We start from the raw sequence: 19,372 nt of genomic DNA on the forward strand, positions 1-19,372 counted from the left end.
TTACATTACAACGTATTTTTACAAGCACACGATCGCTTACAGTAAAAACCTATTTGGGTCAATTCACATTTATATAAAACATACCACTGCTGTCCCGTTAACTTGGGAAAATAAATGTCTGTTTTCGCGCAATGTTTTATAATGGATTCGCCAAAAAACACCACAGTGTCCTTACGACACCATAGCTTGAATTATAATTTTTTATCAGTATCAAAGTATCCCGCTCATTGAGCTGACGTAAATTTCCACGGTAGCCAATTTTCTGGAGCCTCTTGCAAAATTATACAGTTGAACTGATTTATTGGGGTTCGCAGAGAATGACACAAAGGGGAAAGGAAAATATAAAGGGCGCTCTTTCTATGTATACTGTTTATCTCAAAACATAAGACAGTACAGAAAGAGCATAACTATGTGTAAACTGCGAGACACAATATCACAGTATTGGCTAGCCATTCAAGGATGGCGTTGTTGAATAAATAGCTTACCCCGCTCTTGTTGTGTGTTTTTGGCTAATTGGTGGTACCCTGACGCAAAAACCAACCGATCAGAAGCCATCACATGCCGTATAAACATAACCAATCCAGTCACCGGCAACATAAAAAAGCCAAATATAAGGTGATTAATGGCTCTGTCGCAAAAATTATTTAGGTTAAAAACAAACTTATTTTGGGCAAACTTAGCCTACTAAAGCACAAAACTGTTCAAACATTGCCTTATGTTTAGCCATTGGATTAGCAGACTGGCCTTTCCTAAGCATGTGCACTAACTCAATTCCAATCAGTGTAGACCTGGCACTATTGAATGATTTAAAACCCAACATTAGCCGAGTAATGCGCTTTATAAATCGGTGATCCTGCTCAACGATGTTATTGAGGTACTTGACTTGGCGTATAATAATTGGCGTTTTCATCTCCTTATTGATTGTTTCAATAGCCGCTTTATTCGCCGCACTGCCATCAATTGTTATCTTTTCTGGTGCGCCATTAGCGCGAATGGCCTTTTTGAAAAATCGCTTGGCAGCCTTAGTGTCCCGGTGCTTGGTAAATAAGAAGTCAATGGTTTGTCCCGCTTTGTCCACGGCCCTGTACAAATAGTACCAGTCTTTTTTTACCCGGATATACGTCTCATCCATACGCCAGCTGTTGCCGACAGGTGATTTCTTCTTTCGAAACTGTTTTTCTAACTTAGATGAGTAGGTCACCACCCAGCGTTGAATAGTGGCGTGGTCAACGGGAACATTCCGATCTTGCATAAGCTCTTCAATATCGCGGTAGCTCAGTGCAAACCGAAGGTAATAATACACCGCTTGCAGTACAACGCACTTGGGAAAGTGACAACCTTTAAAGCGTTCATCAGCACTCATCGTGACTACAAAACAACCATGATTCTGGGAAGGGTTACGAAGGTTATCATTTCAGGCTAAACTTTGCGACAGAACCTTTGCATTCACACAGACCAAAATGATACGTTTATAAAATGCAACTTGTTCTCGAAGGTCATGTATTAACTGAAAGTCCCACCATGTTCTGTACTTTACTTCTATAAGATGAGATTTTGTCTGTTCCTTATTAAGCACAATAAAATCTGGCATTTTTCTCAGTTGATCGGAGAATCCTAGGTCTAAGTATTCATTTTGAGTAAGGCATGTGGTTTCTCTTACTAGATGCTCAATTCCACTATCTATAACCCTATAACCTTCATCTACAAGTAAAGCTTTTACTACTGTCTCAGTTAGGTTGCCCTTTAGTCGGTTAATAAAATCCATTTTCCAACCTTTAATTCCACATTATTTATTTTTGGTAGCAATTATAGATACTTGTCCTGAAGGAAGTTTATGCACATCAATATCGTAATCTTTTGCTCGGTTTATCGATGCTGTTATAACTTTAACGTCTCCCCAGGTATATTTCATTCGATTTGACATGGTGATACCGCGCAGCTGTAGTATGTCCATGTCATCAGCATTTTCGTATTCACCCACTGGAATATTTTTAATTTCAACATCAGGATAAATACAAGAAGCCAATTGAGGTTGTGTTTGGTACAAGCTTATTGTGAGCTTCCGAGAGCGTAGCTCAACTTAACTTTTTAAATCTGATTAACTGACTACCTCACTTATTAAGAGGTAAGCCTATGTCAGTTTCCCCCACATTAGAAAGCGTTGCAGCGGCGTTTAAAACTTGGCGAAATAACCCTCAACTGGGTCGCAAGCAAGTTCCACGGTTGTGTCGCAAGAATTTTTCAGACTCAAAAATGCCTACTTTCAAGACACACTTAGCCTGCTAATGCACAGAATTGTTCAAACATTGTCTTATGTTGAGCGGCTGGGTCAGTAGACTGACCTTTCCTAAGCATATGCACCAACTCAATACCAGCCAGTGTTGATCGAGCACTATTAAATGATTTAAAGCCCAACATTGGTCGGGTAATCCGCTTTATAAATCGATGGTCCTGCTCAATAATGTTATTGAGGTACTTTACTTGCCTTATAATAATTGGCTTCTCCATCTCTTTATTAATTTCCTCAATAGCCGCATTATTCGCTGCACTGCCATCAATTGTTATCTTTTCTGGTACGCCATTAGCGCGAATGGCTTTCTTGAAAAATCGCTTGGCAGCCTTAGTGTCCCGGTGCTTGGTAAATAAGAAGTCAATGGTCTGCCCGTCTTTATCAACGGCCCTGTAAAGGTAATACCACTTGCCTTTTACCTTAATATAGGTCTCATCCATTCGCCAACTGCTACCAACAGGTGACTTCTTTTTTCGAAACTGCTTTTCTAATTTTGGCCCGTATTTAGTCACCCAGCGCTGAATAGTCGCATGATCTACATCCACATTGCGATCTTGCATGAGTTCTTCTATATCGCGGTAGCTCAAGGCAAATCGAAGGTAATAGTAGACAACTTGTAGTACGACACATTTAGGGAAATGACAACCTTTGAAGCGCTCATCAGAACTCATATCGACTACAAAATAATCAGAAATTTAGAGGAAGCTGGAAAGGCTATCATGATGGGTAAAAGTTTGCGACAGAGCCTTTATTTGTGCAAAGGAAAATGCCACTGAGCAGGAATTTCGCCAGCAGTGTTTGCAATCATTTACTGACTATAAAGCGCTGGATTTTATGTTTGATCAGTTGAAAGCGATAGCACTCAATGAAGTTTGGGAAGCGGATGATGAAGGGGTAATCACATAATGATGGTTACCTTGGTTTCCCAGTGTGAAAAGAAAGCCATCAACAAAACCCGTCGCGTGTTGGATGCTTTTGCAGATCGTATTGGCAGCAACACTTGGCAAACTGTCATTACCCAGGAAGGCTTGCTCGCGGTAAGAAAATTACTGCGAAACACCGCGAGTAAGAACACAGCAGTCGCCTGTCATTGGATACGGAGTCGGTCGAGGACGGAGTTACTTTGGGTGGTGGGCAACAAACAGAAATTCAACGCTCGGGGTTTAGTGCCAGTAAATAGCACCTCAAACCCTAACACTTATAGGGATGACCAGGCAGACTGGCACTACTTACCGCTTATTCAATCTTTAGCTTCACTGGCAGCTTTACTGCATGACTGGGGAAAAGCAAGCGCCCGTTTTCAGGAAAAACTGGACACAAATTACAAAGGCAAACAAGGCGATGCTTTACGTCATGAATGGGTATCCTGCTTATTGCTGAAAGCACTAATAGAAAGCACAAATGCTGAATCTGACGAAGGCTGGTTAAAACTACTCGCCCAAGGGGAAGTTAGCGAATCACAACTTATGCAGGTCGATTTGCCATCAATTAAAACTCCCTTAGCTGGATTACCGACCATTGCCAAACTAGTTGTCTGGTTGATTGTGACCCATCATCGGATGCCTTTACAACGGAGCAAATCCAAAGAGCTACTAAACGAATGGAAGGGACGGGAAGAAGCAGAGAGTATTAATAAGTTGTTTGCTCATATTTCCCGTGAGTGGGGTTATTGGAATGAGCCTGCACGGGAAACATTGGCAGATTGTTTGCTGTTTCCTCAAGGTTTGGTTACAAATTCCAATTCCTGGCTCAAAGCACTCAAGCGCTGGGCCAAAAAACTACTGGATCAACAACCCCTGGTTGACACTTTAATGTCAACCGGCAGTTACCGCCCCATACTCCATCACGCTCGCCTCTGTTTAATGCTGGGTGACCACTATTATTCCTCATTATCTGCACAAGAATCTGGTCCCTGGAAACATCATATTGGTCTGATCGCCAATACCCAAAAAGATGGAGCACCAAAGCAGGCGCTGGACCAGCATTTGATTGGCGTTTATGAGCAGGCCAAGCGCAACGTGAATAAGCTGCCCCAATTAGAACGGCAACTACCCGTTACTGATAATATTACAGCTCTCAGGAAAAAAAGCCCCACTCCATTTCGTTGGCAGGATAAAGCCGCAAGCAAGGTCAGTGATTGGACATCCCAGCATAATGATCAGAAATACGGTTTCTTTGCCGTTAATATGGCCAGCACCGGGTGTGGCAAGACCTTTGCCAACGCTAAGGTCATGCTGGCCCTTGCTGAGAATAATGATGGTCTTCGCTATATTCTGGCACTGGGTCTGCGTACGCTGACACTGCAAACTGGCGATGAATACCGTGAACGCATTTTTCAGCAAAGCGATGGCAGTGACTTAGCTGTTCTTATTGGCTCCAAAGCGATTGCTGAACTACATAACCAGAAGAGTGATAATAAAGAAGCAGAGAAACAGGCCCAAGAAAAAGGCTCAGATTCCCAGGAAAGCCTGCTTGGCGTGGATGAAGAAGTCTTTTATGACGTTGAGCTTCCAGAGGATGGGCTGGCGACTCTCCTACCAAACAACAAAGCCCGCAAATTTCTTTATGCCCCCATTCTGGCTCTGTCGCAAACTTTTACCCATCATGATAGCCTTTCCAGCTTCCTCTAAATTTCTGATTATTTTGTAGTCGATATGAGTTCTGATGAGCGCTTCAAAGGTTGTCATTTCCCTAAATGTGTCGTACTACAAGTTGTCTACTATTACCTTCGATTTGCCTTGAGCTACCGCGATATAGAAGAACTCATGCAAGATCGCAATGTGGATGTAGATCATGCGACTATTCAGCGCTGGGTGACTAAATACGGGCCAAAATTAGAAAAGCAGTTTCGAAAAAAGAAGTCACCTGTTGGTAGCAGTTGGCGAATGGATGAGACCTATATTAAGGTAAAAGGCAAGTGGTATTACCTTTACAGGGCCGTTGATAAAGACGGGCAGACCATTGACTTCTTATTTACCAAGCACCGGGACACTAAGGCTGCCAAGCGATTTTTCAAGAAAGCCATTCGCGCTAATGGCGTACCAGAAAAGATAACAATTGATGGCAGTGCAGCGAATAATGCGGCTATTGAGGAAATTAATAAAGAGATGGAGAAGCCAATTATTATAAGGCAAGTAAAGTACCTCAATAACATTATTGAGCAGGACCATCGATTTATAAAGCGGATTACCCGACCAATGTTGGGCTTTAAATCATTTAATAGTGCTCGATCAACACTGGCTGGTATTGAGTTGGTGCATATGCTTAGGAAAGGTCAGTCTACTGACCCAGCCGCTCAACATAAGACAATGTTTGAACAATTCTGTGCATTAGCAGGCTAAGTGTGTCTTGAAAGTAGGCATTTTTGAGTCTGAAAAATTCTTGCGACACAACCCAAATAAAAGCCCAAGGAAGAATAATCGCGTCCTTAATTAAATCAGCTATGTCAAATACCAGTGCACCGCGTCGGGTTTTACCATGCATAACAGCAAACCCATGGGGAATCCCCAGCACCCACAAGGTAGTCGCTGCCAACCCGTAGGCTAGGTAATTCCCGTGGTTTAAAAAGGCATTGGCTTTATCAGTTGCATCTCTTTCGCGACTGAACTCGCCGTACTGGGTTCGATTGGCAGCGTATCGGTAAAGCTGTTTTGTTAATTCTGCTTCAGCCTGTAACAGGCTGGTCACTTTATTTGCATTTTGGATTTTATTTTTACATATTCGTAGTTCTTGCTCTAAATCAGAGCTATTGAAGCCTTCTGCGGCAAGATCCCGGCTTTTATCCCAATGCGTTTGTAAATAGCTGATACGAGAGAGTTGGAATTGTTTGGCGGCATATAAACGCTTGTTGCCGTCAAACCAGAATTTCATCCATCCCTGCATGTACTCCGTTGGTCTGTATTCACTTTGCGGTGTTAACCATTCGACCTCATTGCCCATGAGGAGTGGCGTGCCACCACCACCGCAAAAGCCTACTAAAACACCCGCTTGTGCCAGCATACGCATAGCAGCCTGAGTTATCGATGTGCCGGTACCCAGAAGTAAACAGGTGGTGTTTGCAATAGGGATATTCCAATACTGGTTTTCACTCTTAGCCTCTGTGAGGTAAAGAATTCGACCATCTTTTTGCATTACTCTGCATTTTTCCAGGTAATAAATGTTGGCCCGCTTGGAGTGTAGAATAGCTTTTAGGTCTGTTAATTGATCCATTTTATCTTTACCACTGCTGTTATGGGTTTCTCAGTTAATGAGGGTTACTCTGCATCCCTTTAGATATAGCGGTTTGGTCTGAAACACTACTATCTCCTTCATCTGCAGTACAATACGCTTTTTTTAAAGGTAAAATGGCTACAACTCAGAAAATCCAAGGGATACCAACGACATTAACTATCGAGCAGTTCAAGCAAATCAGCATTAGTAATACTGTAGACAGCTTTTTAGTTATACGACATATGCCTACAGACCATATATCATAGGAAGTAGGAGTTTATTGCACAACCTATCCTGCAATAAAGTGTATTAAGGTAGCGTTACAAGTGTTCAACAACTTACGATACTTATAAAACTGTCCGAAGTATTGCATTAGCAAACTTCATTACGCGCTCAAAACAGACGCTTACACAATGATTAACCTATGACATTTTTGCTGAAATTTATTAATTAATTCGTAGGTTATTTTCTAGTACATCAATGCCATAGTGGTAGAATGCTAGGATCAATCATGTCTTTTTTTTGATAAAAAATCGTAAATAATATATTTTCAAGCTAATAATAAATCAGCATGAATAGGGATTTGCAGATAAACAACGCTCTCTACTGCTTTAAAGAGAGCACAACGAGATGATAACTCTACCATAGAAACCTCATTATCTATCGACGGCAAAAAAAGACAACGATTTTTTTAACTAAACAACCACCTACTAAAGTAGGTGGGTTAGTAATATGGACTGAAAGTCCGGATACGGGTCGAAGACCCGTTTTTTTTATCAGTCTTCAGTCCTAAAATTATCATCAATCCTCGGCTCAAAGTGATGTTCTAAATATTCTTTTATCATTTCTTCTGTTACATCTCCTGAAGTCACACAAAAATAACCTCTAGCCCAAAAATGTCGACCCCAGTATCTTTTCCTTAAATCAGGATAGCTTTCAAACAGTTTTGCCGACGTTCGACCTTTTACTCTTCGCATTATTTCGCTAGGAGCCATATTGGGTGGCGCTGAAACTAGCAGATGTACATGATCCTTACTAATGACACCCTTTAATATATCAATTTCAAAAGTATGGCATGTCTGTCGTATTAACTCTCGAGCCTTTAAACCAACATCACCTTTTAGCACTTGATAACGATATTTCGTTACAAATACAAAATGATACTGAATTTTGAAAACTGTATGGCTACCATATCTATAGTCCATCGCAATACCCCTACAGCATTATATAAATATAAGTAGACTCAGAGTATCACAGCTAAAGCTGACCGGCTAAAAGCCGGTGGTTTTAACCTTTCAGGTGACTAATAAAATGGCTGTGACCTAAAAAACGACTATCCCCGCAGCAAGCTACGGGGTATTTCGCCGTTTTTTTCCTTCGGAACGGTCACCTTGAAAGTTACATACGCTGCAAGCAGCGGGGAATATGGCCCTTAGAGATTCAATAATTAATATATTGCTGTGAGATTGAGCCGTAGTGTTATGGACATCCTGACGCGTCAGGAACAGGTATAAACTGATGGATAAGCTGTGACACAAAAGCGCTGCTTTTCTGCACGAGCTTACCCACAGCTTGATACCTTTGCCCACAAACGGTAGGGGCTGTTGGCTTCAATAATAACAAGCCCCTCCCAGCCTCCCCAAAGGGGAGGTGTCTACGTAATAAAGAAACATTTTTTCTTGAAAAGAATTCAGTTATTGTCGATCCTCTATTCTCTCTGATCTTACTGAGCCTGTTGTATGCCCCATGATCATGCTTACAAACAATTCTTTTCACACCCTGAAATGGTCCAAGACCTACTCACGGGATTTGTCCATGAGCCTTGGATTGCTCAACTGGATTTTTCTACCCTAGAACGGGTTAATGGTAGCTACATCGCTGATGACCTGCGGGAACGGTCAAATGACATGATCTGGCGAGTGAAGTATGGTGAAGGAGATGAATGGCTTTACGTTTACTTGTTATTGGAATTTCAATCGACCATAGACCACTTCATGGCGGTCAGATTAATGACCTATGTGGGCTTACTCTATCAAGACCTCATCAAAGCTAAGCAATTACCCAAACCACGTACATTACCTCCTGTATTTCCTATCGTCCTATACAATGGTGACTCACGCTGGCGGGCTCCCACACAGCTATCAGATCTTATCCAACCAATGCCAGAACCTCTTCGCCAATGGCAACCCGAACAGCAATATATGTTGATTGAGGAGCACCTGTTCACCGATGAAGAACTCAAACCATTGTGTCCTTACGACACCCTAGCTCAACTTTATTAATTTTTAGTGGTTTACTAGCTTCCGAATAATTTGTAAGGAAGTATTATGGTAGACTCAATATCCCTTGAATCAGTCGCAGCAGCCTTTCAAGCCTGGCGAGAAAATCGTCCTGGTAAACGACAAAAGACACCAGCTGCATTGCGGCAACAAGCCCTGGCATTATTAGAGCATTACTCTGTTTCTAAAGTGATAAATACCTTGGGGCTTAGCCATTCAGCCTTAAAAAGCTGGCAGCTTGTAGAACAAGGTAATGATCCATCTTCTGATTTTGTGGCTTTAACACAACCGATTGCTCCCGTTGATAACCATACATACAATTCATCATTGCGTATTCATTTAACCCTTTCTCATGGCGTGCAGATGTCTATTCAAGGTGAACTTTCTGGTTCGCAGTTGAGTGCAGTCGTGCGTGAATTACAGGCAGGACAAGGGGACTATAAATGATACCGCTAACAACCAGTACGCACATTTTGTTGGCGACTCAGCCTGCGGATTTTAGAAAAGGCATTGATGGTTTTGTCGCCTTATGTAAGCAATCCCTTGAACAAGAGCCTCGCACAGGTGTCGTATTTGTTTTTATTAATCGCAGTAAAACCATGATTCGAGCATTGCACTATGATGGCACGGGTTTTTGGCTCATGACTAAGCGGTTATCCCAAGGGCGCTTTCAAGGTTGGCCGACAAATGGTGTCTTAACACAGGCCATTGCAGCCAAGCAGTTAATCGTGTTGTTAAGAGGACAATCTTTTAGTCACACAAAACAGACCGTATGATTTTACTTGCTATTTTATATTTCATCATTAAGCTAGCGAACCCTTCTATAAGGGGGTAGCAGTGACGGTTTACGTTGAAATTGATATTGCTGAGCTGGATGTATTGACAAACAAAATCAGTGAGTCGATGGAATATGGTTTGGCGTTAAATAAAGAGCAGGGCCAGCAAGCCTTGGATGCCATATCAACGCTGATCAACCTGCATCAGCAATTGCAGAATCAAGATATTACCCTGCATAAGCTACGTAAACAGTTAGGTATTGAAAAGTCCTCGGAAAAGCGCAGTGATGTACTTGGAAAAAACAACCAAGGAAACACTGGCACTGGCCAACCCCGATCACGGAAGAAAAAAAGCAACCAGTCTACCCCATCAAAGAAGAAGTCAGTTAAACAGCAACCCCCAGTAACGATTCACCATCCAATAGCTGGGTTGCAAGCCGGTGAGCGTTGCCCAGAGTGTACATTGGGTAAGCTCTATCACTATGAGCCGGCGCGGTTGCTTCGTATTACCGGTCACAGTCCCTATACCCGTGAACAACACTTATTTGAGCGATTGCGCTGTAATGCGTGTGGTGTATTTTTTACTGCGGATTTACCTGAGTCGGTCAACGCCGATGGAAGTGGTGACCAGATGTATGGCTATTCTGCACGCTCACTGATGGCCTTGAATAAGTATTTTGCAGGCTCACCGTTTTATCGCCAGCAGAGCTTACAAGACTTATTAGGGGTATCCATCAGTGCCTCTACCATTGCTGATCAATGCAACTACTTAGCCAGTGATTTACAAGCCGTGTTTGACATCATGAAAGCGGCGGCAGGAAATGCCATTCATTACCACTTGGATGACACTACTCACCGTATTCTTGACCAGCAGCCAACGATGAAAAAGCGGCATGGGAGTGACAAGCCAACACTCAGAAGTGGTATTTATACCTCAGGTGTCATTGCCACACTGCCCTCAGGGCAAGAAATCACCCTATTTCAAACCAATATTGGCCATGCAGGTGAACTCATGGATGAATTGTTGGAAAAGCGTTCACCCGACCAACCACCACCCATTTTAATGAGTGATGCTTTGTCAAATAATAACCCACATGTGCCGTGCGAAATGATTCGTTCGCTTTGCAATAGCCACGGAAGACGGCAGTTTGTGGATGTTATTCAGCACTTTCCCCAGGAAGTTGATTATGTGTTGGAACAATATGGCCACATTTGGACGCATGAGAAACAGACAAAAAAAGACAGCTTGTCACCTAAAGAACGACTGGAATATCACCAACAGCATTCATTGCCTATTATGGCCAAGATCCGCGAATGGGGAAGCCAGCTAATACAAAGCGGAAAAGTAGAAAAAAATAGCGGACTAGGCAAAGCCATTGGCTATTTTGAACGCCACTATAATGGACTCACTCGATTTTGCACCCATGAAGGTGCCAAGCTGGATAACAATCAAATGGAAGCAACCCTCAAATTAGTGGTACGAGGGCGTAAAAATAGTTTGTTTTTCAAAACCCAAACAGGTGCCAATGTGGCTGATGTGATTACATCAATGATTGCAACAGCAGCCAGTGCGGGGGTTCATGTGTTTGACTACTTTAATGCCATTCAGCGAAATCAAGAAGCAGTAAAAGCTAACCCAGAAAATTGGCTACCGTGGAATTTTACGTCAGCTCAATGAGCGGGATACTTTGATACTGATAAAAAATTATAATTCAAGCTATGGTGTCGTAAGGACACAACCATTGAAGAACCTAGTTGCTGCACTGTTCAGACTAGAGAACATCGATACTATAGAGCATCTGGCACAAGTCATTGGTACTCTGGTAAAATGGTTAGAGAAGCCAGAGCAATCAAGCCTTAGACAGGCGTTTGTGGCCTGGTTAAAGCAAGGCCCACTACAGCAGCTAAGTCATGAGAGTGAGCCCAAAGTAGAGGCATTACAAGACTTACATGAGGTACAGCAGATGCTTTCAAAGCGCGTAGGCCAATGGGTAGAACAGTGGAAGTCAGAAGGTGAGAAAACTGGCATTGATAAAGGTATTGAAATCGGTGAGAAAAAGGGCATTGATAAAGGCCGAGTAGAAGGTCAAGTCAATTCAATTCGTTTTATCCTGCAACATCGGTTTGGCCCACTGCCTACTTGGGTAGACGAAAAGCTATTGCAGGCGGATTCAGCTACATTAAACCGTTGGTTGCTGAATGCCTACCAAGTTGAACAGCTAGAAAATTTATTTAAGTAAAATAATTTTCTTCTCTGCTGTGTTGGTCAATAATTTAATTTATTGGTCAACACCCTCAAGTGAAATCAATCAATGTCAACATAACATATTCCAACCTAACTAAGCTTGTTAATTTCACCAGATTTAACTATTGCTAAAGCTTCTTTAAAACCTTCTGCTGACTCGATATGTCTTAAAGTGCGACGCTTAATGCTTATTTTATAGTCACCTTCACTAAGGCAAATAATTTTCATTTCACTAGCTAACTCATATGGAGTGATTGCAAAACAATCAAAATTTAGAGGCCAGTCATTTCTTACAACCATCCACTGCCAGAAGCCTAAAGAAAATATAACAAGAGTCGCAAGTAAGTATAGGCTGCTATTCCAAGCTAAAAATATTGTCGCCAAAAGCCCAACTAGAGCAGTTCCACCCCATAATGTATGCAGTAACTTAGCTAGATATTTTTTATTTTTAGGAATTTGATATGGAATTAAAAAGTGGCCTATTTCAGCCCCTAGCCATATAGGTTTTAACTCATGGCTACAGTCTAGTTTCATAGTATCCTTATCCCAATACGAGCAATTTAATGAGAGGTAGAAAAAAGTTATTCCAATATTACAAACTATCGCACTGGAGCTGCGCCGATGCGTCTTAAGGCATCAGCAGCTTCGCTAATACCAAATAATTCTTCTTTAGGAGACTCCATACCATTAAGCTGAGCAACTGTTGTAGTAGTGTTGTATGCAGAAACTCGCTCACGCCATAAGGCTTGCAGAGCAGTAACTACTAGATCCCAATCTTCTGTAATATCTTCTATTTTCATTTTCCAACTTAGTCCTTTTTAAAATCATCAGTAGACCAATCCCAACTATCACCGTCGCACTCTTCTGACTGGCTCCAGCCTAAATACCATTCTTCATGCTTCCAGTCTTCTTTTGGGTAAGGATTAGTGTTGTAATGTTTACGTAGATGGTACGCTTCGGCACCTTCATCATAGGGCAACCTGTCTTTCCTGCCTGGATCGCTCACCTTCCAATGCTCCTGCCTTTTTCCAATACTCCCGACTAATTACTTTTTTCATTTATTTCTAGTATAATGATATCTTACAAAACCAAAAGCAGCTGCAGCAATAGCGGCAAATCCCATTGAATAATACTTCTCCACTGTGTCAGCACTAAAAAATATTGCGATACACGCACTAATCATAAAAATACAGCAAATATTTAAAAGTAAAACTATTGAGTCACTATCGCTATTTTCCTTCTTTTCAGACATCTTCTTACCTCAGTTTGGCCATCGCTTGTTGATTAAATAAGCTAAGCCCATCATAGACAGCACACCTAAAGAAATTGGAAGTAAGCTAAACAAACTTGGCTTACTCCCAAAACCAAATAAATATGAAATCCATGCAAGCCCAATAGAACCCAGAATGGTAACTGTTATAACTAACAGGGTTCTAGGCCAAGCCCCCCAATAGTTATCACGAAAATTAGTGAGGAAGTTAGGTTGATAAAGTTCAGCTCTTCCCTTATCTTCTGTACTGATTTGGCTTTTCACTAATTCTATTTGTTCATCAAGTTCGGCTATTTTTTGTTCTAAATACTCTCTGTAAGGTTGCCCTTTTATAAAAGCATTTAATCTATCCCTAAATATGTATAGCAAAATAGAAACTACTAAAATTATACAAAATACTAAATATATGTAACTCATAACAATAATTCACCTATAAGTTATGATCTAACTAAACAGTCGCATTAGAAAAAATTGGCTTTCCAGTTTTTCTCCACTTAGCTATTAACGAAGGTTTTTTTAATAAAGTGGCAAGTGATGTTACAAGCTCATATTGACTATGATCTTGTTTGGTGTGACGAATAACATTATCTGCAATACTTCTCTCTATGAGCAGACTTTCACCAATTTTCATTATCCATGCACTAGCGCCGTTGATTTCATCAGATCCCTGAAACTGTCTTTTACAAAATTCTAATGATGTTGAGTGAAAGCCTGCACAGGACATTGGACGTACCGAGTATGTAGAACAGCGGTCATCAATCAACATAGGGCATTCTACGTTTGTACTAATTCTCTCTTCTTCAGACATGCAGCTCACTGTGCTTGCTGTCTTAATTATCTTTTCTTTGATCCTATTTAGTTGTTTTGGTGTAAACGTGTTGTGAATATGAAGATATATCGCAACTATCTCATGAGTAAAAGCTGTAACCCTGTAATGGCAGCAATATGAGCAGCCAGGTTTACAATCAAGGTTCGAACGATATACTTCTAATTGATCGGTAATTGGAATTAATTGTGCGTTACTAACCTTCTTATATTTTGACAGATCCTTTTGAAAAGCTAAATAACTCTTATGAAATTCAGCACCTTTCTTTTGTATCTTTTCCTGACTAATGCCTAATCGAGCCATTGCTTTTCCCTAGTTAAGTTTGTCTAACGATACTTTTCTTCGCACATAATTTTAACAAGCCGTTCATCTAAACAAGAGCGCATAAACTGATTCATTGGCTCTTGCTCACCAGTTTCATAAAAGCTGAGCATCAGCTGATTAAACTCTAACTGTCGCTTAGCCGGTAGATTGATGGCAGGATAACCCGCGTTAAGCAAAATACCGTTCATCATGAAACGCCCCATGCGCTTATTCACGTCATAAAAAAACTGATTACGTGCCATCGTGAGAAAGACAAAAATCGCTTGGTCAAAAATGTCGTCTATTGACTTGGTGCCTGCCACCATTTTATCGAACAAACAAGGTAACTCGTTAGCATCTGGAGGCAGATAAACTGTACCAGCTATAGTAACTCCGCCAGAACGAAATTGTCCCCATTCTAGCGCTTCTTCTTTGCCTGCAATACCATGTAGCTGACAGGCATAATCTGCATTCAATTTGAACGTCCCTTGTTGTATCGAATCAAACAAGTGTCGCCAGGCATTACCTTGGTTTACAGCAATTTGCTGATCACTAAGTTTATGACCACCAACAGTGATTCCATCCAAGAGGGTTTGGATCTCTGGCAATGTAAAGTGAATGCCTTCAAGCCCTACTGCATCATGCACAAACACCGCAATTTCTCGCTTTGCCAGCATTATAGCCTTGTCTTTATTAGGCTTAATATGCCAGTGTTTATCCGTTGCCATATACTTATCTTCCAAAATTAAACTTATTGACTTATCTATCGTAAATGATCAGGCATCTTAACCCGACTAAACAAACTTCCCAGAACAGCTTCAAGCTCACGCTCATGAGGTCTTACTTTATTTTCAAGGGTGCGCTTTTGCTTAATACCTGTAACTTTCATTAAGTCACTCCAGCCAGCTCCAGCCTCATACATCCCCTTTATAAAACTATCCCTAAAGCTGGCAGGAGTCGCGCCGTATAAATTTGTTCTAGCTATCATTCTTTTTAATTGTTCATTCATGGACCGGGGTTGATACATTGCAGGCTTTTTCTCTTCCCCTTTTTTAGGCTTTCTTTTAGTGAGAGCGTATTCAGCGCCTTTATCATTTAAAAAGAACTTGCTGTTAGGGTCCAATCCACGATAGGAATGTAGATTGCTCATTCCCCATTTCGCTTTAACTCTAAATTCAGTATATTTCTCAAAAAATGGAAGCACATGATCTTCGGTATGGACTTCCCTAGCCTCTTTATTAAAAGAGCGATCCTCTGGTAACACCCAAATTCTGAAAAAATTGCCATTTGACGCTATTACATCACTAACTGTTACACTAGAAAGTTCCAGTGGTGTTAAACCCCAATAAACACCACCCATAATAAGTGCTGTATTTCTGTAGCCTAACGGTGATGCGGAATTTTGTTCGAGTAAAAGATTCACATCCTCTACATCGAAAATACGTTCTAAAGCCATTTCAAAAAGCTCAATGTTGCCATGTACCATTCCACATTATACGCGCTATGAGGTAATAGTATACAGCCTATGTCGATGTGTCAATATGCGTATATTGCTTTATGGTACAATTAAGGCCAAGAAATGAGGGTTTTGTCGTGTAACTCGCAAGACAGTTAAGACTTCATTGGAATATTGTCAGAGATCGAAGTGTGCGTAATAAGGTGGCTAAAGCGCTTGATCAGTCTAAAGGGGCAAAGCCCCTTTAATGATAGGGCATCATCAATCAGTGTATACCGTTACTTCGGATATTTTGTATCTTGAAAAAGGCTTTGTAGCTGGGGCTTGAAACTGCCAAGCTTCACCTGGTTCCAAATTACTGATATGGGCAATAGCATTATCAATAACAACCCCCCTGAGAGTCGTATAATTTGAACTTTATAAAGCCATTTGTTATCTCTTGTTTTGTTACATTTCGTGCAGTGCCGTTGATATAATGCAAGCTTCCCATCTGAGACGTATTCAATTTGGACACAGTCAGTTTATTGCTAATTTCAGCATGAGCGGTAGTGATAGTAGAAGCTAACATCAAAGCAAACAATGATTTTTTAACCATATTTATTCCCTCTTACTTATTTAATACTAATGATGGCTATAAAATTAATTTCAATCATTAATTCTTTATACGTCGATTACTTGTGATACTGATTTAGATTGATACTTCAGGAATCAAAATCTTTGGCTGTGACCGAACCTCAAACTAGCTGAGAATCAGATGGTTGATACATTAGCTTATACTCACTTTGATTCTTTGGTTTCAGTACTGCCCCAATCGATTTAGCTTGGGCGCTCAACTGCACTCTCCCCAGACCAAAGCGCTTGTAATACAACTGACTCGCTACATAAGAGACCAGTTTTGCGGCTAATATGGCTGCAAATAATGTAATGAAGAGAGATTGATCAATTAATTCAAACATAATTTCTTACCTTTCTAACAGGGTAATTAGTTTAAGCTGCGTTTAAGTGCCTACATTTTTACATATATAAGTGGCTATTTTTGGTAGTAAAAATATTGCTAATCCCGCTGCAAAAATCCACTTTGCGCCAATGAGTAATATCTCTTCATTGGACAGCCAGGGCCTTGATTCATACATTTCTGGTATAATAATTACACCATATGCAAATCCAGCGAAGGCTATGGAAATATAGCCCAAAAAAATCATAGTTTGCTTGAGTATTTTTTCCATAATTGATCCTTGGTAATTGCTGAGAGCTTACAACATCATTAAATACGGTCTTTCGAACGCTCCTACACAACAAAAGCGTTATTTTTAAATATTTTTTTCCTACTGCCCTTTTCTATTATTGAAGGAAATGCTTATTTCTCCTTTGCCTTGTCATAATCAGGTTTACCATCATCATCAACGTACTTCTGCTTACAGCCATCTTTGAACCCACTACACCCATACCAATAGGTATTTTTCTTCTTCTTTGAAGGCCACTTCATTAGTGGTTTACTGCACTTTTCACAGGCATAGTTCGTTTTTTCAGGTTTTGAGCTACCAGCGTTATTGAAGTCCGGTTTACCTGCTTTATCTGGGAAGTTGGTTTTACACTCAGGATGACGGTTACAGCCCCAAAAATGATTCTTTTTAAAAGGGATGCGTTTTAATTTTCCTTCAGTGCAGTTAGGGCAAGCAGGTTGTGCGATAACTGGCTTGCCAGCATATTCACTGTACGTACCCTTGCACTCTGGATAGCGTGAACAACCCCAGAAACCTTTACGTTGCCTAAGTATCCCTTTCTCGCATTCAGGGCACTTGTGACCTGGCTTCGCTTCAATAGCCAAACCGTCAGTATTAATTCGTTGTACTTCAGTTTCAATGTATTCGCAGACACCCTGTAGGAACTCATTAAGCGTTAGCTCATTGTTTTCTATTTGCTTCTGTTGTTGATGCCATAAGGCCGTCATATCAGGTACGACTGCCATCTTTGGCAATACATCATGAAGTTGTCGGCCTAGTTTTGTGCTTATAATTTTTTTGCCCTTGTTTTCAATAAAACCACGCTCGAATAGCCCTTTTATGATGCTACTGCGAGTCGCTGGGGTACCTATACCCCCATGCTCCCCTTTCTTATCTTGGTCTTTTTCAATCAATAATTTTTTGATTTGTGGGTCTTCAATGTACTTTGCTACTCGCGCTAAGTCTTTCAGTAAGCTTGATTCGGTGTATAGCGCGGGAGGCTTTGTTTTCTTCTCATCGACTTGAGCATTCGTACAGACGCCATCTGTCTTTGATTGAAATTCACTAAAATCTTGTTTGGTATTTGCTTCAGAGTGATCTAACTCATCATTGTCTTTGTCATTCTTATAGAGTATTGACCAACCTGGTTTAAGCACTATACGGCTATTGGTCTGAAACTGATGACCTTCACAATCAATAGTGAGCTTGGTTAGACGGCATAGCTGTTTTGGAAAAAACTGAGCAATATACGCTCTGGCGATCAATAAGTAGATTTGTTGTTCTTGCTTACTCATTTGATCAAAGTTAGCACTATTTTCAGTTGGGATAATACCGTGGTGAGCAGAGACATTAGCACTATTAAATGCCCGACTTTTTATGGTGGGGTCTGCCTTTTGTGCAGCCCCTTTTAAAACGGATCCTGTTTGATAGATCGCATTCAATACGGCAGGTGCATCATCATGTTGATCTTCTGGGAGGTATTCACAATCAGAACGGTTATAGGTGATAACCTTGTACTTTTCCCTAAGCGCTTGTGTAATGGATAAGGTTTTATCGGATGTAATGCTGAACTTCCGTGAAGCATCGGCTTGAAGCCTCAACAGGTTATAAGGCAATGGGGCTGATTCTTCTTTCTCCTGTACCTCTACTGCCGCGATAATGGCAGGCTTTCCCTTACACTGCTCCGCAACTGCAGTAATAAATGCTTTGCCAATAACCCGCTTTTTATCATCAACAGGCGCTTCTGCACTGGGATTATATGTCGCATTCACCAACTGTTGATTAAATGTAAAACTACCCGTTAATGTGTAGTAGACACTACTTTCATGACCTTCATGTAATCTGTCCCGCCGCACAACCAACCCTAACAGAGGGGTCTGTACTCTTCCGATTGATAAAACTTGGGATAACCCTTTCTCTTGTCCTGCCAAGGTATAGCAACGGGTTAGGTTGTATCCATAAAGTTGATCTGCAACAGATTGCGCCAACGCGGACTGATATAAACCAAAAAATTCTCGGTTATCACGTAAATTGTTAAGTGCTTTTTTAACTGCCTTCGTATTATTATCATTAATTAAGATCCGTTGAACCGGCTTTTCATTCTTAAAATGAACCAGTATTTCGTCAACTAATAGTTGGCCCTGCGAATCACAGTCAGCACTATTTACTACAACTGTCGCATTATCTAGTAATGTTTTAATAACATTAATTTGTTTCTCTGCCCCTTTCTTAACCTTGTATTTCCAAGGGATAGGAAAGATAGGCAAATCGAGTTTGTTCCATTTTTTATAGCGAGGATCATAGTCTTCAGGGTCACACAGTTCTAACAAATGCCCATAGCACCAGGTCACTATGTCGTCGCCACAGTCATAATAACCATCTCTACGACTGGCTTTCACACCTAACCCAGCGACAATGGCTTCCGCTAATTCAGGTTTTTCTGCAATAAATAGACGCATGAATCCCTCAACCATCTGTTAATAAAATTAAAAATA

At 40.9% G+C, this 19,372-nt stretch carries 26 protein-coding genes; 7 read left to right on the forward strand and 19 right to left on the reverse strand.

The annotated features are described in order from the left end of the window. Positions 1-676: 676 nt before the first annotated feature. The 4 genes from OQE68_RS28440 to OQE68_RS28455 all read right to left on the reverse strand — a co-directional run bounded on the left by OQE68_RS28440 (position 677) and on the right by OQE68_RS28455 (position 2,961). Positions 677-1,363, reverse strand: coding sequence for an IS6 family transposase (locus tag OQE68_RS28440; protein WP_266195944.1), 687 nt, complete (start codon positions 1,361-1,363; stop codon positions 677-679). Positions 1,364-1,414: 51 nt separating this feature from the next. Further along, entirely contained in the window at positions 1,415-1,765 is a 351-nt protein-coding gene (locus OQE68_RS28445; protein WP_180572163.1) for a hypothetical protein, read from the reverse strand. A 21-nt stretch (positions 1,766-1,786) separates the two neighbouring features. After that, positions 1,787-2,047 carry a hypothetical protein gene (locus OQE68_RS28450; protein WP_180572162.1) on the reverse strand — a complete coding sequence of 87 codons (261 nt, stop codon included), beginning with the start codon at positions 2,045-2,047 and terminating at the stop codon, positions 1,787-1,789. Between the two features lie 227 nt (positions 2,048-2,274). Then, positions 2,275-2,961 (reverse strand): IS6 family transposase, encoded by a 687-nt coding sequence (locus tag OQE68_RS28455; protein WP_266195703.1) that lies wholly within the window; start codon positions 2,959-2,961, stop codon positions 2,275-2,277. A gap of 234 nt (positions 2,962-3,195) precedes the next feature. Here OQE68_RS28455 and OQE68_RS28460 point away from each other — a divergent pair, with 234 nt between their 5' ends. Together OQE68_RS28460 and OQE68_RS28465 are read left to right on the forward strand one after the other, a co-directional pair. Beyond that, positions 3,196-4,920 carry a CRISPR-associated endonuclease Cas3'' gene (locus OQE68_RS28460; protein WP_180571905.1) on the forward strand — a complete coding sequence of 575 codons (1,725 nt, stop codon included), beginning with the start codon at positions 3,196-3,198 and terminating at the stop codon, positions 4,918-4,920. Positions 4,921-4,944: 24 nt separating this feature from the next. Next, positions 4,945-5,631 carry an IS6 family transposase gene (locus OQE68_RS28465; RefSeq protein WP_266195703.1) on the forward strand — a complete coding sequence of 229 codons (687 nt, stop codon included), beginning with the start codon at positions 4,945-4,947 and terminating at the stop codon, positions 5,629-5,631. Here OQE68_RS28465 and cas1f read toward each other — a convergent pair. Further along, positions 5,570-6,499, reverse strand: coding sequence for a type I-F CRISPR-associated endonuclease Cas1f (cas1f, locus tag OQE68_RS28470; protein ID WP_180571899.1), 930 nt, complete (start codon positions 6,497-6,499; stop codon positions 5,570-5,572). The two genes, OQE68_RS28465 and cas1f, sit on opposite strands and share 62 nt — an antisense overlap. 776 nt (positions 6,500-7,275) lie before the next feature. Beyond that, positions 7,276-7,704, reverse strand: coding sequence for an IS200/IS605 family transposase (gene tnpA / locus OQE68_RS28475; RefSeq protein ID WP_180572236.1), 429 nt, complete (start codon positions 7,702-7,704; stop codon positions 7,276-7,278). Between the two features lie 534 nt (positions 7,705-8,238). On the opposite strand from tnpA, the gene OQE68_RS28480 reads away from it, so the two are divergent. The 5 genes from OQE68_RS28480 (at position 8,239) to OQE68_RS28500 (ending at position 11,794) form a co-directional block, all read left to right on the forward strand. Further along, positions 8,239-8,781, forward strand: a complete 543-nt coding sequence (locus tag OQE68_RS28480) for an Rpn family recombination-promoting nuclease/putative transposase (RefSeq protein ID WP_180572053.1) — start codon at positions 8,239-8,241, stop codon at positions 8,779-8,781. Positions 8,782-8,826: 45 nt separating this feature from the next. After that, complete coding sequence (locus OQE68_RS28485) at positions 8,827-9,225, forward strand: hypothetical protein (RefSeq protein ID WP_180571843.1); 399 nt, start codon at positions 8,827-8,829, stop codon at positions 9,223-9,225. After that, complete coding sequence (gene tnpB / locus OQE68_RS28490) at positions 9,222-9,554, forward strand: IS66 family insertion sequence element accessory protein TnpB (RefSeq protein WP_180571842.1); 333 nt, start codon at positions 9,222-9,224, stop codon at positions 9,552-9,554. The genes OQE68_RS28485 and tnpB overlap by 4 nt, the downstream gene beginning before the upstream one ends. A gap of 61 nt (positions 9,555-9,615) precedes the next feature. Beyond that, positions 9,616-11,232, forward strand: coding sequence for an IS66 family transposase (gene tnpC, locus OQE68_RS28495; protein ID WP_180571841.1), 1,617 nt, complete (start codon positions 9,616-9,618; stop codon positions 11,230-11,232). Positions 11,233-11,296: 64 nt separating this feature from the next. Then, the gene (locus OQE68_RS28500) at positions 11,297-11,794 is read left to right on the forward strand and encodes an RpnC/YadD family protein (RefSeq protein ID WP_180569805.1); all 498 of its coding nucleotides are present in this window, start codon (positions 11,297-11,299) and stop codon (positions 11,792-11,794) included. Positions 11,795-11,889: 95 nt separating this feature from the next. Here the strand turns inward: OQE68_RS28500 and OQE68_RS28505 are convergent, their stop codons facing one another. The 13 genes from OQE68_RS28505 to OQE68_RS28555 all read right to left on the reverse strand — a co-directional run bounded on the left by OQE68_RS28505 (position 11,890) and on the right by OQE68_RS28555 (position 19,336). Further along, positions 11,890-12,333, reverse strand: coding sequence for a hypothetical protein (locus OQE68_RS28505; RefSeq protein WP_180569806.1), 444 nt, complete (start codon positions 12,331-12,333; stop codon positions 11,890-11,892). A 65-nt stretch (positions 12,334-12,398) separates the two neighbouring features. Then, positions 12,399-12,599 carry a hypothetical protein gene (locus OQE68_RS28510; RefSeq protein WP_180569807.1) on the reverse strand — a complete coding sequence of 67 codons (201 nt, stop codon included), beginning with the start codon at positions 12,597-12,599 and terminating at the stop codon, positions 12,399-12,401. An 8-nt stretch (positions 12,600-12,607) separates the two neighbouring features. After that, complete coding sequence (locus OQE68_RS28515; protein WP_180569808.1) at positions 12,608-12,805, reverse strand: hypothetical protein; 198 nt, start codon at positions 12,803-12,805, stop codon at positions 12,608-12,610. Positions 12,806-12,853: 48 nt separating this feature from the next. After that, on the reverse strand, positions 12,854-13,051 hold the full coding sequence (locus tag OQE68_RS28520; RefSeq protein WP_180569809.1) for a hypothetical protein: 198 nt from the start codon (positions 13,049-13,051) through the stop codon (positions 12,854-12,856). A 9-nt stretch (positions 13,052-13,060) separates the two neighbouring features. After that, positions 13,061-13,486 (reverse strand): hypothetical protein, encoded by a 426-nt coding sequence (locus OQE68_RS28525; protein ID WP_180569810.1) that lies wholly within the window; start codon positions 13,484-13,486, stop codon positions 13,061-13,063. 31 nt (positions 13,487-13,517) lie between these two features. Then, the gene (locus OQE68_RS28530) at positions 13,518-14,198 is read right to left on the reverse strand and encodes a YkgJ family cysteine cluster protein (RefSeq protein ID WP_180569811.1); all 681 of its coding nucleotides are present in this window, start codon (positions 14,196-14,198) and stop codon (positions 13,518-13,520) included. Positions 14,199-14,221: 23 nt separating this feature from the next. Then, positions 14,222-14,926, reverse strand: coding sequence for a Fic family protein (locus OQE68_RS28535; RefSeq protein WP_180569812.1), 705 nt, complete (start codon positions 14,924-14,926; stop codon positions 14,222-14,224). Between the two features lie 35 nt (positions 14,927-14,961). Next, positions 14,962-15,654 (reverse strand): site-specific integrase, encoded by a 693-nt coding sequence (locus tag OQE68_RS28540; protein ID WP_180569813.1) that lies wholly within the window; start codon positions 15,652-15,654, stop codon positions 14,962-14,964. A 261-nt stretch (positions 15,655-15,915) separates the two neighbouring features. Further along, the gene (locus tag OQE68_RS31070; RefSeq protein WP_353618568.1) at positions 15,916-16,038 is read right to left on the reverse strand and encodes an FxLYD domain-containing protein; all 123 of its coding nucleotides are present in this window, start codon (positions 16,036-16,038) and stop codon (positions 15,916-15,918) included. Next, positions 16,034-16,249: an FxLYD domain-containing protein gene (locus tag OQE68_RS31075; RefSeq protein ID WP_219340119.1), complete on the reverse strand. Its 216-nt coding sequence runs from the start codon at positions 16,247-16,249 to the stop codon at positions 16,034-16,036. The genes OQE68_RS31070 and OQE68_RS31075 overlap by 5 nt, the downstream gene beginning before the upstream one ends. 139 nt (positions 16,250-16,388) lie before the next feature. Further along, complete coding sequence (locus OQE68_RS28545) at positions 16,389-16,610, reverse strand: hypothetical protein (protein WP_180569814.1); 222 nt, start codon at positions 16,608-16,610, stop codon at positions 16,389-16,391. A gap of 42 nt (positions 16,611-16,652) precedes the next feature. After that, on the reverse strand, positions 16,653-16,880 hold the full coding sequence (locus OQE68_RS28550) for a hypothetical protein (protein WP_180569815.1): 228 nt from the start codon (positions 16,878-16,880) through the stop codon (positions 16,653-16,655). Positions 16,881-17,011: 131 nt separating this feature from the next. Then, positions 17,012-19,336 carry a DNA topoisomerase 3 gene (locus tag OQE68_RS28555; RefSeq protein ID WP_180569816.1) on the reverse strand — a complete coding sequence of 775 codons (2,325 nt, stop codon included), beginning with the start codon at positions 19,334-19,336 and terminating at the stop codon, positions 17,012-17,014. Between the last annotated feature and the right edge of the window lie 36 nt (positions 19,337-19,372).

It is taken from the genome of Spartinivicinus marinus (assembly GCF_026309355.1).
In the GTDB taxonomy this organism is placed as follows: domain Bacteria; phylum Pseudomonadota; class Gammaproteobacteria; order Pseudomonadales; family Zooshikellaceae; genus Spartinivicinus; species Spartinivicinus marinus.

Bases quoted from the DNA above. Each gene is read 5' to 3' on its own strand.
- OQE68_RS28535 (WP_180569812.1), bottom strand. From the start codon at position 14,926: ATGGCAACGGATAAACACTGGCATATTAAGCCTAATAAAGACAAGGCT.
- OQE68_RS28445 (WP_180572163.1), bottom strand. From the start codon at position 1,765: ATGGATTTTATTAACCGACTAAAGGGCAACCTAACTGAGACAGTAGTA.
- OQE68_RS28525 (WP_180569810.1), bottom strand. From the start codon at position 13,486: ATGAGTTACATATATTTAGTATTTTGTATAATTTTAGTAGTTTCTATT.
- cas1f (WP_180571899.1), bottom strand. From the start codon at position 6,499: ATGGATCAATTAACAGACCTAAAAGCTATTCTACACTCCAAGCGGGCC.
- OQE68_RS28480 (WP_180572053.1), top strand. From the start codon at position 8,239: ATGCCCCATGATCATGCTTACAAACAATTCTTTTCACACCCTGAAATG.
- OQE68_RS28520 (WP_180569809.1), bottom strand. From the start codon at position 13,051: ATGTCTGAAAAGAAGGAAAATAGCGATAGTGACTCAATAGTTTTACTT.
- OQE68_RS28440 (WP_266195944.1), bottom strand. From the start codon at position 1,363: ATGAGTGCTGATGAACGCTTTAAAGGTTGTCACTTTCCCAAGTGCGTT.
- OQE68_RS28530 (WP_180569811.1), bottom strand. From the start codon at position 14,198: ATGGCTCGATTAGGCATTAGTCAGGAAAAGATACAAAAGAAAGGTGCT.
- OQE68_RS28510 (WP_180569807.1), bottom strand. From the start codon at position 12,599: ATGAAAATAGAAGATATTACAGAAGATTGGGATCTAGTAGTTACTGCT.
- OQE68_RS28460 (WP_180571905.1), top strand. From the start codon at position 3,196: ATGATGGTTACCTTGGTTTCCCAGTGTGAAAAGAAAGCCATCAACAAA.
- tnpA (WP_180572236.1), bottom strand. From the start codon at position 7,704: ATGGACTATAGATATGGTAGCCATACAGTTTTCAAAATTCAGTATCAT.
- OQE68_RS28550 (WP_180569815.1), bottom strand. From the start codon at position 16,880: ATGGAAAAAATACTCAAGCAAACTATGATTTTTTTGGGCTATATTTCC.
- OQE68_RS28485 (WP_180571843.1), top strand. From the start codon at position 8,827: ATGGTAGACTCAATATCCCTTGAATCAGTCGCAGCAGCCTTTCAAGCC.
- OQE68_RS28555 (WP_180569816.1), bottom strand. From the start codon at position 19,336: ATGCGTCTATTTATTGCAGAAAAACCTGAATTAGCGGAAGCCATTGTC.
- OQE68_RS28545 (WP_180569814.1), bottom strand. From the start codon at position 16,610: ATGTTTGAATTAATTGATCAATCTCTCTTCATTACATTATTTGCAGCC.
- OQE68_RS28505 (WP_180569806.1), bottom strand. From the start codon at position 12,333: ATGAAACTAGACTGTAGCCATGAGTTAAAACCTATATGGCTAGGGGCT.
- OQE68_RS28455 (WP_266195703.1), bottom strand. From the start codon at position 2,961: ATGAGTTCTGATGAGCGCTTCAAAGGTTGTCATTTCCCTAAATGTGTC.
- OQE68_RS31075 (WP_219340119.1), bottom strand. From the start codon at position 16,249: ATGGTTAAAAAATCATTGTTTGCTTTGATGTTAGCTTCTACTATCACT.
- tnpB (WP_180571842.1), top strand. From the start codon at position 9,222: ATGATACCGCTAACAACCAGTACGCACATTTTGTTGGCGACTCAGCCT.
- OQE68_RS28540 (WP_180569813.1), bottom strand. From the start codon at position 15,654: ATGGCTTTAGAACGTATTTTCGATGTAGAGGATGTGAATCTTTTACTC.
- OQE68_RS28465 (WP_266195703.1), top strand. From the start codon at position 4,945: ATGAGTTCTGATGAGCGCTTCAAAGGTTGTCATTTCCCTAAATGTGTC.